The sequence below is a fragment of the Anoxybacillus sp. genome, from assembly GCF_036834105.1.
GTDB lineage: Bacteria > Bacillota > Bacilli > Bacillales > Anoxybacillaceae > Anoxybacillus.
This window is the reverse complement of sequence record NZ_DAITON010000002.1, coordinates 1-13,329: the sequence shown is the minus strand read 5'-3', so window position 1 is coordinate 13,329 and position 13,329 is coordinate 1. Positions and strand designations below refer to the sequence as shown.

Genomic DNA, 13,329 nt, shown 5'->3' with positions numbered 1-13,329 from the left:
AGAGAGCTGAGGGGGAGAAATTGATGAATTTAGTATTGATGGGACTGCCGGGAGCCGGAAAAGGCACACAGGCAGAGAAAATCGTTGAGAAATACAAAATTCCTCACATTTCTACTGGGGATATGTTTCGAGCAGCGATGAAAGAGGGAACAGAGCTCGGTTTAAAGGCGAAATCATATATGGATCGCGGCGATCTTGTTCCAGATGAAGTGACAATCGGCATTGTTCGTGAGCGTTTAAGCAAGGACGATTGCCAAAACGGTTTTTTGCTTGATGGGTTTCCGCGAACAGTTGCCCAAGCTGAAGCGTTAGAAACGCTTCTTCAACAATTGAACCGCTCCATCGACTATGTCATTAACATTGAAGTAGATAAAAACATTTTAATGGAACGTCTAACAGGTAGACGCATTTGTAAAGAATGCGGAGCAACGTATCATCTTGTATTTAATCCGCCAGCACAAGACGGTGTTTGTGATAAATGCGGTGGAGAGTTGTATCAACGTGCAGATGATAACGAAACGACAGTAGCGAACCGTCTTGAAGTCAATATGAAGCAATCCCAGCCGTTGCTTGATTTTTACGCGGCGAAAGGGTATTTGCGCAACATTGACGGACAACAACATATTGATCAAGTGTTTGCTGACATTTGTGAATTACTTGGGGGCTTACAATAATGATCATTTGCAAAACCCCGCGTGAAATTGAAATTATGCGTGAAGCTGGCCGAATTGTTGCGTTAACTCATCAAGAGTTACAAAAATATATCGAGCCAGGTATAACGACAAAAGAGCTCGATCATATTGCTGAAACGTTTATTCGCAAACATGATGCAATTCCTTCGTTTAAAGGATATAATGGATTTCGTGGGAGCATTTGTACGTCAGTAAACGAGGAGCTCGTTCACGGCGTCCCAGGAGACCGTGTGCTTCGCGAAGGAGACATTATTAGCATCGACATTGGCGCAAAGTACAATGGATATCATGGTGATTCGGCGTGGACATATCCAGTCGGAGCCATTTCAGAAGAGGCGAAAAAGCTTTTAGAAGTGACGGAGCAGTCATTGTATCGTGGATTGGAAGAAGCGAAACCTGGCGCACGGTTAACGAACATTTCCCATGCGATCCAAACATACGTTGAAGCGCATAACTTTTCCGTTGTGCGTGAGTATGTCGGACATGGAATTGGTCAAGACTTACATGAAGATCCGCAAATCCCACATTACGGTCCGCCAAATAAGGGACCGCGGTTAAAGCCAGGCATGGTTCTATGCATTGAGCCGATGGTGAATGCAGGAACCCGTTATGTTCGCACGTTAGAAGATAATTGGACAGTCGTCACAGTAGATGGCAAGCTTTGTGCTCATTTTGAACATACGATTGCGATTACTGAGGCGGGATATGAAATTTTAACAACACTTTGAACGCTTTAACCTTCTTTGCGGATGCGCATCGTAAGCTGTAAACTGGTCGTGTTAGTTGAACATGTTACTCATTTCAAAAAAGAAGGGAGAGCCGTTCAATGGCGAAAGACGATGTAATTGAAGTGGAAGGTACAGTCGTTGAAACGTTGCCGAATGCGATGTTCCGAGTGGAACTTGAAAACGGTCATACCGTTTTAGCTCACGTTTCAGGTAAAATTCGCATGCATTTTATTCGCATTTTACCGGGTGATAAAGTAACAGTTGAGTTATCACCTTACGATTTAACACGTGGAAGAATTACGTATCGATATAAATAACACTCCGCACGAACAAGGAGGTAAGTTCTCATGAAAGTTAGACCATCTGTAAAACCGATTTGCGAAAAATGCAAAGTTATTCGCAGACGCGGAAAAGTTATGGTTATTTGCGAAAATCCAAAGCATAAGCAAAAACAAGGATAAAACTTGAGGAGGTGTACAAATCATGGCACGTATTGCAGGTGTAGATATTCCTCGTGACAAACGTGTAGTCATTTCATTAACATACATTTACGGAATCGGTAAAGCAACTGCACAAAAAATCTTAGCAGAGGCTGGCGTATCTGAAGACACTCGCGTTCGCGACTTAACGGAAGAAGAATTAGGGAAAATTCGTGAAATCGTAGATCGCTTGAAAGTAGAAGGAGATCTTCGTCGCGAAGTATCTTTAAACATTAAACGTTTAATGGAGATCGGTTGCTATCGTGGTCTTCGTCATCGTCGCGGATTGCCAGTTCGTGGCCAAAATACGAAAAACAACGCTCGTACACGTAAAGGTCCACGTCGTACAGTAGCGAACAAGAAAAAATAATTAAGTAAAGGAGGTTCATGAACGAATGGCACGTAAAACGAATACGCGTAAACGTCGTGTAAAAAAGAACATTGAATCTGGTATTGCTCATATCCGTTCGACTTTTAACAACACAATCGTCACAATTACAGACGTTCATGGAAATGCAATTTCTTGGTCAAGTGCGGGTGCGTTAGGCTTTAAAGGCTCTCGTAAGTCAACTCCGTTCGCTGCACAAATGGCTGCAGAAGCTGCTGCAAAAGCATCTATGGAGCATGGCATGAAAACTGTTGAAGTAAACGTAAAAGGTCCGGGTGCTGGTCGTGAAGCAGCAATTCGTGCACTTCAAGCGGCTGGGCTAGAAATTACAGCGATCAAAGATGTTACACCGGTTCCACATAACGGATGCCGTCCGCCAAAACGTCGTCGTGTTTAATTTCTCTGTATAGAATTTGTGTATGTGTCAATAATGGGATATAGTCATTCTTACAGGGAAATGAAAAACAGTTGTTGTGCACATTCGGGAACTTATTCATGGGGGAATTTCGATTGAGCTGTCATCGGTTTAATCGGGGTTTCGACGTTTTGAAGGAGGGTTAAAGGAATGTTGGAAATCGAAAAGCCGAAAATCGAAACGGTTGAAATCAGCGAGGATGCCAAATATGGCAAATTCGTCGTTGAACCACTTGAGCGTGGATATGGTACAACTTTGGGTAACTCCTTACGTCGTATCCTGTTATCCTCACTCCCTGGTGCCGCTGTAACATCTGTTCAAATAGATGGTGTATTGCACGAGTTTTCAACAATTGATGGCGTCGTGGAAGATGTAACAACGATCATTTTAAATGTAAAAAAGCTAGCGCTAAAAATTTACTCGGACGAAGAAAAGACGCTTGAGATTGATGTACAGGGTGAAGGAGTCGTTACAGCTGCGGATATTACTCACGATAGCGATGTAGAAATTCTCAACCCAGACCTTCATATTGCCACATTGGCAAAAGACGGTCGTTTGCGCATGAGAATGACAGCGAAACGCGGGCGTGGGTATACACCAGCTGATGCTAATAAGCGCGAGGATCAACCGATAGGTGTTATCCCGATCGATTCCATTTATACGCCGGTATCGCGCGTATCGTACCAAGTCGAAAATACGCGCGTCGGTCAAATGACAAACTACGACAAGTTAACGATCGACGTGTGGACAGATGGTAGCATCGGCCCGAAAGAAGCAATCTCACTAGGGGCAAAAATTTTAACAGAGCACTTGAACATTTTTGTGAACTTAACAGACGAAGCACAACATGCTGAAATTATGATCGAAAAAGAAGAAGACCAAAAAGAAAAAGTGCTCGAAATGACAATTGAAGAGCTTGATCTTTCTGTTCGTTCGTACAACTGCTTAAAGCGTGCTGGCATCAACACAGTGCAAGAGCTTGCTCAAAAAACGGAAGAAGATATGATGAAAGTGCGCAACTTAGGCCGCAAGTCGCTTGAGGAAGTAAAAGCGAAGTTAGAAGAGCTAGGATTAAGCTTACGTAAAGATGACTAGTTAAGCGTTTGGTTAACTAGGCATTTTCATGTTAAAAGTGAAATAAAGGAGGGACATCACATGTCTTACAGAAAATTAGGACGCACAAGCTCTCAACGTAAAGCATTGCTTCGTGATTTAGTGACAGACTTAATCATTAATGAGCGAATTGAAACAACAGAAGCTCGTGCAAAAGAGTTGCGTTCTGTTGTAGAAAAAATGATTACATTAGGAAAGCGCGGCGATTTGCATGCACGTCGTCAAGCGGCTGCATTCGTTCGCAAAGAAGTAGCAAACACAGAAACAGGTCAAGATGCGATTCAAAAATTGTTCAGCGATATCGCGCCACGTTATCAAGACCGTCAAGGTGGCTATACACGCATTATGAAACTTGGACCACGTCGCGGTGACGGTGCGCCAATGGTGATTATTGAACTAGTTTAATACGTTTTTACAAGGGCGAGACAGTTTTTGAACTGGATCTATGCCCTTTTTTTGTTTTCTTTTTTGTAGTAGAGTAGAGAGTAAGAAAATTCAGAAGAGATGAGGAGAGAAACGTGGAAGTTGTAGTACGTGTAGAAGACGTAAGCTTTCAGTATGCAAACGAAAACATATACGCGTTACAAAACATTTCATTCCAAGTGTATAAAGGGGAATGGGTAACAATTGTTGGACATAACGGATCAGGGAAATCGACGCTTGCTAAATTGTTGATTGGCCTATTGCCAGCTACGAGTGGAACGATTCACGTATGCGGTATTCCGTTAAATGAAGAAACGGTATGGGACGTTCGAGAACGACTAGGAATTGTTTTCCAAAACCCAGATAACCAGTTTGTTGGAACGACTGTCCAAGATGACGTCGCCTTTGGTCTTGAAAATCAAGGGATACAAAAAAATGAGATGTCAAAACGTATAAATGAAGCATTGAAAAAGGTAAAAATGGAAGATTTCATTCATCACGAGCCGCATCGCTTATCAGGTGGACAAAAACAACGTGTCGCCATCGCAAGCGCCATCGCTCTTCAGCCAAATGTCATTATTTTAGATGAGGCGACATCAATGCTTGATCCGAGCGGAAAAAAAGAAGTTCTCCATGTGATGGAATCGCTTCGACGCGAACATCATATGACAGTCATCTCTATTACTCACGACTTAAACGAAGTCGCAAAAGCTGATCGTGTACTTGTGATGAATAAGGGGAGCATTGTATTAGAAGGGACACCTGCGCACATTTTTTCATACGGATCGAAATTAGAGCAAATGGGATTAGACTTGCCGTTTTCCCTTCAACTAAGTCAACAATTGAAACAAAAGCATATTCCGCTTACAATGGATCATCTAACTATGGAGGGGTTGGTGAGTGAATTATGGACATTGTATTCCGCGATGTCGAACACCGTTACCAAGTAAATACCCCTTTTGAGAAACGGGCGTTGTACGATATTCATGTGGATATTCGGAGCGGGTCGTATGTCGCCGTGATCGGTCATACAGGATCAGGAAAGTCCACTTTTTTGCAACATTTGAATGGCTTACTCCAGCCGACAAAAGGGACTGTTCATCTCGGGGATTATACAATAACAGCAGGAAAGAAAGAAAAACAGTTAAAGCCGTTGCGAAAAAAAGTAGGAATCGTATTTCAATTTCCTGAACATCAACTATTTGAAGAAACAGTAGAAAAAGATATTTGCTTCGGTCCGATGAATTTCGGTATGAAAGAAGAAGAAGCAAAAGCTCGTGTGCGTGAATGGTTAACACTTGTTGGTTTGCCAGAGGATGTGCGGCATAAATCACCATTTGCTTTAAGTGGGGGACAAATGCGTCGTGTCGCCATCGCAGGCGTTTTGGCGATGGAGCCAGAAGTGCTTGTGTTAGATGAACCGACTGCCGGATTAGACCCCCGTGGTCGAAAAGAAATGATGGAGATGTTTGCTAGCCTTCAAAAACAAAAGCGGATGACGATTGTGCTTGTCACACATAGTATGGAAGAAGCAGCAAGGTATGCTGATGAAATTATCATCATGCATCAAGGAACGATTGTGCGAAGAGGGACGCCGGAGCAAATTTTCCGACATGTTGATGATTTATTACATCTTGGGTTAGATGTACCTGAGACGATATTGTTTCAGCGCGCCATTGAGCAAAAATTTGGCGTACAATTCGATGTACCATGTTTAACGATGGAAGATATCGTTCAATCATTACAAACGTTATTTGCTAGGGTGAAGCGGACATGATGAACAGTATGATTATTGGAAAATATGTTCCTGGAGACTCTTTCATTCATCGGCTCGATCCACGTACAAAGCTCATCATGATGTTTATTTACGTTTTTATCGTGTTTCTCGCCAACAATGGATGGACATATGGGCTATTAACTTGTTTTACGTGCGTCTTGTTTGTTTTATCGCGCATTCCACTTGCGTTTATGTTAAAAGGTTTAAAACCGATTTTATGGGTTATTGTCTTTACCTTTCTTCTCCATGTTCTATTAACAAAAGAAGGACATGTCGTGTTTCAATGGTTTGGAATCGAAGTGTATGATAAAGGTATTCAACAAGGAGCGTTTATCTCTTTACGCTTTTTGCTTCTAATCGTTGTAACTACATTATTAACTTTAACAACAACCCCGATTGAAGTGACAGATGGCATGGAGTCGTTACTTTCGCCTTTAAAAAAATGGAATATACCTGTTCATGAGCTGGCGTTAATGATGTCCATTTCCCTTCGTTTCATTCCAACGCTGATGGAAGAAACAGAAAAAATTATGAAAGCTCAAACGGCGCGCGGTGTTGATTTTTCAAGCGGTCCATTATCAGAACGAATGAAAGCGATGACGGCTCTGCTCGTACCTTTATTTATTAGCGCATTCAAGCGCGCAGAAGAACTGGCTGTGGCGATGGAAGTGCGCGGGTATCGCGGAGGGAACTATCGGACAAAATGGCGCGAGTTGACGTGGAAGCATGCAGATACGGTTTTTATGCTTTTGCTTACCTTATTGGCCATTGCGCTATGGTTACTTCGTTCGTAAAAGGGGCTAAGTTCAGATGACGAGAAGAATAAAATGTATTATTGCGTATGATGGTACACATTTTGCAGGATATCAAATCCAACAACAAAAGCGAACAGTACAAGGGGAGCTTGAACGTGCCCTTTCCATTATTCATAAAGGACAATTCGTTCGCGTACACGCCTCAGGTCGGACGGACGCAACTGTTCATGCACAAGGACAAGTCATTCATTTCGATACACCGCTTGCGATTCCTGATGAAAAGTGGCCAAAAGCGTTAAATGCACTTCTTCCTGATGACGTGATTGTTAAACAAGCGAGCGAAGTGTCCCCTGCTTTTCATGCTCGGTTTAGCGTGAAAAAGAAGGAATACCGTTATCGCGTATGGACCGGGGAGCGGAATGTGTTTTTGCGTCATTATGCGTATTATTATCCGTATCCACTAAATATAACAGCAATGAATGAAGCGTTACGTTATCTTGTCGGGACGCATGATTTTACAAGCTTTTGTTCGGCGAAAACGGAAGTGGATGATAAAGTCCGCACAATTTATGAGGCGGAAGTTATCCAAGAAGGAGAAGAGCTCATTTTCCGTCTTGTTGGCAACGGTTTTTTGTACAATATGGTTCGCATTATTGTTGGTACGGTGCTAGAAGTCGGACGGGGGGAGCGGTGCGCACAAGAAATGAAAACAATTTTGCAACAAAGAAATCGCAGTGCTGCAGGGAAGACGGCTCCAGGTCACGGTCTATATTTATGGCACGTTTCGTATGACAACTAATCCAGGTGTAACATTTTCTTGACATTGAGTTGAGGAAGAGATATTATATCATATGGTATGTATTTTAAACCCACGATTAGCCCCGGAAATTAATCGTGTTGAAATAAATATCGCTTGTTTATTTTTTATTTTAGGAGGGAAAACAAATGCGTACGTATATGGCGAAGCCAAATGAAGTAGAACGTAAATGGTACGTTGTTGATGCAGAAGGCAAAACGTTAGGACGTCTTGCTAGTGAAGTTGCTGCAATTTTGCGCGGTAAACATAAACCAACTTACACACCGCACGTTGACACAGGTGATCATGTCATCATTATTAACGCAGAGAAAATTGAGTTAACAGGTAAAAAATTAACAGACAAATTATACTATCGTCACAGCTTACATCCAGGTGGATTAAAAGTGAGAACAGCGCTTGAAATGCGCACAAATTACCCAGAACAAATGCTTGAAAAAGCGATTCGCGGCATGCTTCCAAAAGGTAGCCTTGGTCGTCAAATGTTCAAAAAATTGCACGTTTATCGCGGAAGTGAACATCCGCATCAAGCACAAAAACCAGAAGTTTATGAACTTCGCGGATAATTGATTAAAAGGAGGGCATTATTTTGGCACAGGTACAATACTACGGCACAGGCCGTCGCAAAAGCTCAGTTGCGCGTGTACGCCTCGTTCCAGGTGAAGGACGCATTATCGTAAATGGTCGTGACATTCGTGATTATGTTCCATACGAATCGTTAGTTGAAGTTGTAAAACAACCACTTGTTTTAACAGAAACATTCGGTAGCTACGATGTATTAGTAAACGTAAGCGGCGGTGGATTCACAGGTCAGGCAGGCGCAATCCGTCATGGCATCGCTCGTGCATTGTTACAAGTTGACCCTGAATATCGTCAAACATTAAAACGTGCAGGCTTGTTAACGCGCGATTCTCGTGTGAAAGAGCGTAAAAAATACGGTCTCAAAGGCGCTCGTCGTGCACCACAATTCTCAAAACGTTAATTTCAACGAATCTCGGCAATTATTTGCCGGGATTTTTTTTGTATGTTCCTTTGTCACATGCAGACAATATACATAAGGAGGGACAGCAAAATGGGAATGCTTACATCATTTACAGCGAAGAAATTAGAAAAACAGCTTACTTATGAGCGAAACGTATTGCGTGATCTTTCTTATCGTGAATTGTGTAGACGTGTACATACATATTGGCAACGATATATGATTGTTTCCCATGTCATTGAAAACATTTGTATGGATGCTGCAATTGAAGCGTACTTACTCGGGGCGCATTATAGTCGATTTGCATATTACGGCGAGAAAATCGAAACGGTAAAAAGTCGTTGTATAGATGAGTATGAGCAGCTCATTCATGAGCTACATGAGTACATGAAACAGTTGAGAGATGGGATATACGATGTATGTGCTCGCTATATCGACGCATGGTGGGAAGAAGGAATGGAAAAAGGATTGCGTCGTCAAAAGCTTCGTTTAAAGTAACCGTTCTAAATTCTTCTCTTGTCCCATATAACATAAATAGTGGGGAGGAGAAGGGATGAAAATACGCATTATCGTTCTTTTTATCGTTTTTGTCCTTTTGTTACAGTTTTACGTGTTAAGCGATCGCTCGTGGAAAGCGTGGAGCTTACCGTTATCAGGGAAGGTCATCATTCTTGACCCAGGGCACGGTGGCCCTGATGGGGGGGCGATTGGGGGAGATGTAATTGAGAAAGAAATAGCTCTTCATGTAGCGCTAAAATTACGTGATTACTTGCAACAACAAGGAGCACTTGTTCAAATGACAAGAGAAGGGGATTACGATTTAGCAAGCGAGCAAACGAGAGGATATAGTCGGAGAAAAATAGAAGATTTACAACGACGAGTTCAATTTGTTAATGAGTCAGAAGCTGATTTTTTTATTAGCATCCATTTAAATGCGATCCCTTCACCGAAATGGAAAGGCGCGCAAGTGTTTTATTATCCTTCGTTAAAGGAGAATGAACGATTAGCTAAGTTTATTCAACAAGAGCTACGCATTAATTTGGAAAATACAGACCGATTGGCGAAACCGATTCAAACAGTATATTTATTAAAAAAAGCAAAAAAGCCAGGAGTGTTAGTTGAGGTAGGTTTTTTGTCAAATGAAGAAGAGCGAATGTTGTTATCGTCCCCATCGTATCAAGAAAAGCTTGCCGCTTCGATTTACAAAGGTGTTTTGCGCTATGTATCAAATGAACGCGATCCTTCTGAATGAGAGGGATTCATTTTTTTATTAAGAAAATTATGTTATATTGAAAGTGTGAAACCGAATACATAAGGATTGGTGAGGCGCGATGTTGACAGAAAAACAAGTTTTGGAACTGCTCGAAACAATTTATGACCCTTTTTTGAAAAAAACGTTTAAAGAAACAGGGGCCATTCAAGAAGTCAAGATAAATGAAGAAAAAGGACTAGTGAGCGTAAAGATTGCTTTAGCTAAAACGGAAACGGCTCAACAACTTCAAGTACAACAAACCGTTGTGCAACGTTTAAAAGATGCGGGGGCGTCTTCTGTTGGACTTCGCTTTGCTCAATTGCCGTTAGAAGAAGAGCGAATGGTAAATGAGCCGATTTATTTGGCGATCGCAAGCGGAAAAGGTGGAGTAGGAAAATCGACGGTTTCCGTTAACTTAGCTGTTTCGCTTGCACGGCTTGGTAAAAAAGTCGGTTTAATTGACGCTGACATTTATGGATTTAGCGTACCAGACATGATGGGCATTACTGAGCGCCCTATCGTTCGGGGGGGAAAAATCATCCCAGTTGAACGGTTCGGAGTAAAAGTTATTTCTATGGGCTTTTTTGTAGAAGATAATTCCCCGGTCATTTGGCGCGGCCCGATGCTTGGGAAGATGTTAAAAAACTTTTTTGATGAAGTGGAATGGGGAGAGTTGGATTATTTATTATTAGATTTGCCTCCAGGTACAGGCGATGTAGCGTTAGATGTGCATACAATGCTCCCAACATCGAAAGAAATTATTGTGACGACTCCTCATCCAACAGCAGCTTTTGTAGCAGCGAGGGCGGGAGCGATGGCGGTACGTACAAATCATGAAGTTGTCGGTGTCATTGAAAATATGTCATATTTTGAAAGCAAAACGACGGGGGAAAAAGAATATATTTTTGGAAAAGGCGGCGGTCAAAAGTTAGCTGAAGAACTGCAGACGGATTTATTAGGACAACTGCCGCTCGGACAACCAGATTGGAACGATGATGATTTCGCCCCTTCAGTATATGGGGAAGATCATCCGATCGGAAAAGTGTATATGGATATTGCAAGAAAAATCATTGCGAAATTGCGATGAGGGGCGATTGAGCCCCTCATGCTGTTTGTTCTTCGCTTGACCCTTCTTCATCAGACTTTTTCTTCCCCCCTTGCATTTCTTCCGCTGCCTTCATAAGAATGTCTTCAATTTTCGCTTTAAATAGCGGGCTGCTAAATGTTTCTATAATCACTTTTTGCAAGTGAGCGCGAAAATCTTTATTTTTCATTTCCGTTTGTATGAGTTTTTTCATTTCTGGATTTTGCATAATGTCTACAATCATTGCTTGATATTCAGGATCTTTCATGAGCGCTTTCAACAATTTTTCATGTTCTTCTTGCATGCTTTTCGCGAAATTTTGAGCGAACTTCGGATCCTCAAATGCTTTTTTCCAAAATGCTTTTCCTTTGTCTGAAGTTAACGTTTCTTCAATTGTTTTTTTTACTATTTGTTGATCGATGACGAGTTGTTGTTTGACTTTTTCATCTCCCATTACTTCTTGAATTGCCTTTTTCCCTTCATCCGTTTTTAAAATGTCGACGACCATTTTTTTCGTTTGATCGTAATCGGGTTGAACAGCGGTTTTTTCTTGCTGGGCACACCCTGTCAGTACTAATACATAACTACATACGAGGAGCAGAAATGTTCGTTTCATTACCAAAGGCCCCTTTCAACAAGTTTCCTTACTGTTAATATTCAATGTTCTTTGCAAAAATATTCGCTAGCATTTTTCTTATTTCGTTGATAGAATTTTGAAAGGAATATTGAAAAGTGGGGGTTACATGAGTTGAATAGTCGAAAGTGGGTTCAGTTGTTCTTTTCTACGTTGTTTGTCGGTGGTATAAGCACTGGAGTTGTTGGATTCGTTGTGAAGTGGAATGAATATGCTCACCTTTTTACATCCTTCGAAGTAAAGGAGATATTATCTGTTCTCGTCTGGCTTATTGGCGTAGGTTTTATTTTTAGTGTCATTAGTCAAATGGGTTTCTTTGCATATTTAACGATCCATCGCTTTGGTCTCGGAATGTTTCGTTCAGTTCAATTATGGAATGCGGTACAAATTGTGTTAATCGCCTTCGTTTTATTTGACCTTGTTTATTTCCGTTATCAGCTGTTTGCTGAACAAGGAGAATCAATTGTTAGTTATGTGCTTGTGGCCCTGTTTATTTTTGTATTCGGGCTCGTTGTTGCATATGTAAAAATGAGGGAAACAAATAGAGAGGCGTTTGTGCCTGCATTATTTTTCATGGTTGTTGTTACAGTGATTGAATGGTTCCCGGTGTTGAGAATTAACGAGGAAAATTGGCTATATTTAATGTTGTTTCCGTTATTAATTTGCAATGCGTATCAATTGCTCGTTTTGCATAGACTTTTACGTAAATAAAATGAGGCGGCAAAGCCTCATTTTATTTCTTTGCTTTTTATATGCGCGTTGTTGATAAGATCAGATATTGGTACACTTTTATATCCTTCTTTTTTCATCCATATAATGATTTGTTCTAACGCTTGAGCGGTTTGTTTCGCCGAATCTGATGCGTGGAGTAATACAATATCTCCGCTTTTCGCGTTTTCTGTAACATTTTGTACGATCGAGTTTACCCCAGGATTAAGCCAATCTTTTGAATCAACACTCCAATGCACGACAGTATAGCCGAAAGAATGAACAGTTTTTAAAACGTTTTTGTTAAAATTTCCTGTTGGCACACGAAGAAAAGAGACATGTTTCATGCCTAACGTATCAAATACTTTTTTAGCTTGTGCTAAATCACGGATAATTTTCCCTCGTTCAAGTTCGGTATAGTTTTTATATTCGTAGCCCATACTTCCGATTTCATGACCATCCTCTACAATTTTTTTCACGATGCGAGGATGACGTTCGGCCCAAGAAGCAGATAGGAAAAACGTGGCCTTTACATCATGCTTTTTCAATACGTTTAAAATAGGAATAGCATTTGTTTCTCCCCAACTAATGTCAAATGTTAGGGCGAGCTCATTTTTTTTATTTTCGACTTTATAAATTGCTTTCGGCCCAAGATCGTTGGAAAATACAGATTCATTTGCGATTTGTTGAATATACAAAATGGAGGCTGTAACAAAGGCGATTGATATGATGAGCAGCCACTTTTTTATTTTCTTTCCGTCGAGAATATAAAAAAACTTCAATATTTGTTCCCCCCTTGTCCTTTTTATGACCATCTTATGCAAAAAACAGCATGATATGATGCATGAATAAATAACAACATTTTTTAAAAAAATATTGTTGACAATAAAATGTTTCGTGTGTTAAATTAATAAACGTCGTCAGCGTCAGTACAAAAAAATGATGTTGACGTAAACAAAAAGAAGTGATAAAATGCTAAAGTCGTCGTTAGACAAAGATGTTCCTTGAAAACTGAACGAAGCGAAAAGCGTATGAAGCTAGAGATAAACTTTCTATGGAGAGTTTGATCCTGGCTCAGGACGAACGCT

The 13,329-nt window shown here is 41.0% G+C and carries 20 protein-coding genes; 18 read left to right on the top strand and 2 right to left on the bottom strand.

Annotation, left to right across the window (positions count from 1 at the left end; all coding sequences use genetic code 11):
* Positions 1–23 precede the first annotated feature (23 nt).
* The 17 genes from V7Z64_RS00415 (at position 24) to V7Z64_RS00335 (ending at position 10,902) form a co-directional block, all read left to right on the top strand.
* Positions 24–674, top strand: coding sequence for an adenylate kinase (locus V7Z64_RS00415; protein WP_297990371.1), 651 nt, complete (start codon positions 24–26; stop codon positions 672–674).
* A complete protein-coding gene (gene map / locus V7Z64_RS00410) occupies positions 674–1,420 on the top strand; it encodes a type I methionyl aminopeptidase (protein ID WP_042535889.1) in 747 nt (248 codons plus the stop codon). The genes V7Z64_RS00415 and map overlap by 1 nt, the downstream gene beginning before the upstream one ends.
* Positions 1,421–1,518: 98 nt before the next feature.
* Positions 1,519–1,737: a translation initiation factor IF-1 gene (gene infA, locus V7Z64_RS00405; RefSeq protein ID WP_003247618.1), complete on the top strand. Its 219-nt coding sequence runs from the start codon at positions 1,519–1,521 to the stop codon at positions 1,735–1,737.
* 30 nt (positions 1,738–1,767) lie between these two features.
* On the top strand, positions 1,768–1,881 hold the full coding sequence (gene rpmJ, locus V7Z64_RS00400) for a 50S ribosomal protein L36 (RefSeq protein ID WP_000868344.1): 114 nt from the start codon (positions 1,768–1,770) through the stop codon (positions 1,879–1,881).
* A gap of 22 nt (positions 1,882–1,903) precedes the next feature.
* On the top strand, positions 1,904–2,269 hold the full coding sequence (rpsM, locus tag V7Z64_RS00395; RefSeq protein ID WP_003397691.1) for a 30S ribosomal protein S13: 366 nt from the start codon (positions 1,904–1,906) through the stop codon (positions 2,267–2,269).
* A gap of 25 nt (positions 2,270–2,294) precedes the next feature.
* Positions 2,295–2,684, top strand: a complete 390-nt coding sequence (gene rpsK / locus V7Z64_RS00390; protein ID WP_003397692.1) for a 30S ribosomal protein S11 — start codon at positions 2,295–2,297, stop codon at positions 2,682–2,684.
* A gap of 168 nt (positions 2,685–2,852) precedes the next feature.
* Entirely contained in the window at positions 2,853–3,797 is a 945-nt protein-coding gene (locus tag V7Z64_RS00385; RefSeq protein WP_003397693.1) for a DNA-directed RNA polymerase subunit alpha, read from the top strand.
* 60 nt (positions 3,798–3,857) lie between these two features.
* On the top strand, positions 3,858–4,220 hold the full coding sequence (gene rplQ / locus V7Z64_RS00380) for a 50S ribosomal protein L17 (protein ID WP_003397694.1): 363 nt from the start codon (positions 3,858–3,860) through the stop codon (positions 4,218–4,220).
* A gap of 113 nt (positions 4,221–4,333) precedes the next feature.
* Positions 4,334–5,188 (top strand): energy-coupling factor ABC transporter ATP-binding protein, encoded by an 855-nt coding sequence (locus V7Z64_RS00375; RefSeq protein ID WP_297990343.1) that lies wholly within the window; start codon positions 4,334–4,336, stop codon positions 5,186–5,188.
* Positions 5,146–6,015: an energy-coupling factor ABC transporter ATP-binding protein gene (locus tag V7Z64_RS00370; RefSeq protein ID WP_297990341.1), complete on the top strand. Its 870-nt coding sequence runs from the start codon at positions 5,146–5,148 to the stop codon at positions 6,013–6,015. Before V7Z64_RS00375 ends, V7Z64_RS00370 begins: the two co-directional genes overlap by 43 nt.
* Entirely contained in the window at positions 6,012–6,809 is a 798-nt protein-coding gene (locus V7Z64_RS00365) for an energy-coupling factor transporter transmembrane component T family protein (protein WP_297990339.1), read from the top strand. Before V7Z64_RS00370 ends, V7Z64_RS00365 begins: the two co-directional genes overlap by 4 nt.
* A gap of 16 nt (positions 6,810–6,825) precedes the next feature.
* The gene (gene truA, locus V7Z64_RS00360; RefSeq protein WP_297990337.1) at positions 6,826–7,569 is read left to right on the top strand and encodes a tRNA pseudouridine(38-40) synthase TruA; all 744 of its coding nucleotides are present in this window, start codon (positions 6,826–6,828) and stop codon (positions 7,567–7,569) included.
* A 146-nt stretch (positions 7,570–7,715) separates the two neighbouring features.
* Positions 7,716–8,150, top strand: coding sequence for a 50S ribosomal protein L13 (gene rplM, locus V7Z64_RS00355; RefSeq protein ID WP_003397700.1), 435 nt, complete (start codon positions 7,716–7,718; stop codon positions 8,148–8,150).
* 23 nt (positions 8,151–8,173) lie between these two features.
* Positions 8,174–8,566: a 30S ribosomal protein S9 gene (gene rpsI / locus V7Z64_RS00350; RefSeq protein WP_003397701.1), complete on the top strand. Its 393-nt coding sequence runs from the start codon at positions 8,174–8,176 to the stop codon at positions 8,564–8,566.
* Positions 8,567–8,656: 90 nt separating this feature from the next.
* Positions 8,657–9,061: a DUF2521 family protein gene (locus V7Z64_RS00345; RefSeq protein ID WP_297990332.1), complete on the top strand. Its 405-nt coding sequence runs from the start codon at positions 8,657–8,659 to the stop codon at positions 9,059–9,061.
* A gap of 55 nt (positions 9,062–9,116) precedes the next feature.
* Complete coding sequence (cwlD, locus tag V7Z64_RS00340) at positions 9,117–9,815, top strand: N-acetylmuramoyl-L-alanine amidase CwlD (protein ID WP_297990329.1); 699 nt, start codon at positions 9,117–9,119, stop codon at positions 9,813–9,815.
* Between the two features lie 79 nt (positions 9,816–9,894).
* Complete coding sequence (locus tag V7Z64_RS00335; protein ID WP_297990327.1) at positions 9,895–10,902, top strand: Mrp/NBP35 family ATP-binding protein; 1,008 nt, start codon at positions 9,895–9,897, stop codon at positions 10,900–10,902.
* Positions 10,903–10,918: 16 nt separating this feature from the next.
* On the opposite strand, the gene gerD is transcribed toward V7Z64_RS00335, so the two are convergent.
* Complete coding sequence (gene gerD, locus V7Z64_RS00330; RefSeq protein ID WP_297990324.1) at positions 10,919–11,515, bottom strand: spore germination lipoprotein GerD; 597 nt, start codon at positions 11,513–11,515, stop codon at positions 10,919–10,921.
* 132 nt (positions 11,516–11,647) lie between these two features.
* Between gerD and V7Z64_RS00325 the strand changes: the two genes are divergently transcribed.
* The gene (locus V7Z64_RS00325; protein ID WP_297990322.1) at positions 11,648–12,244 is read left to right on the top strand and encodes a KinB-signaling pathway activation protein; all 597 of its coding nucleotides are present in this window, start codon (positions 11,648–11,650) and stop codon (positions 12,242–12,244) included.
* Positions 12,245–12,261: 17 nt separating this feature from the next.
* On the opposite strand, the gene pdaB is transcribed toward V7Z64_RS00325, so the two are convergent.
* Positions 12,262–13,023 (bottom strand): polysaccharide deacetylase family sporulation protein PdaB, encoded by a 762-nt coding sequence (gene pdaB, locus V7Z64_RS00320; protein ID WP_297990320.1) that lies wholly within the window; start codon positions 13,021–13,023, stop codon positions 12,262–12,264.
* Between the last annotated feature and the right edge of the window lie 306 nt (positions 13,024–13,329).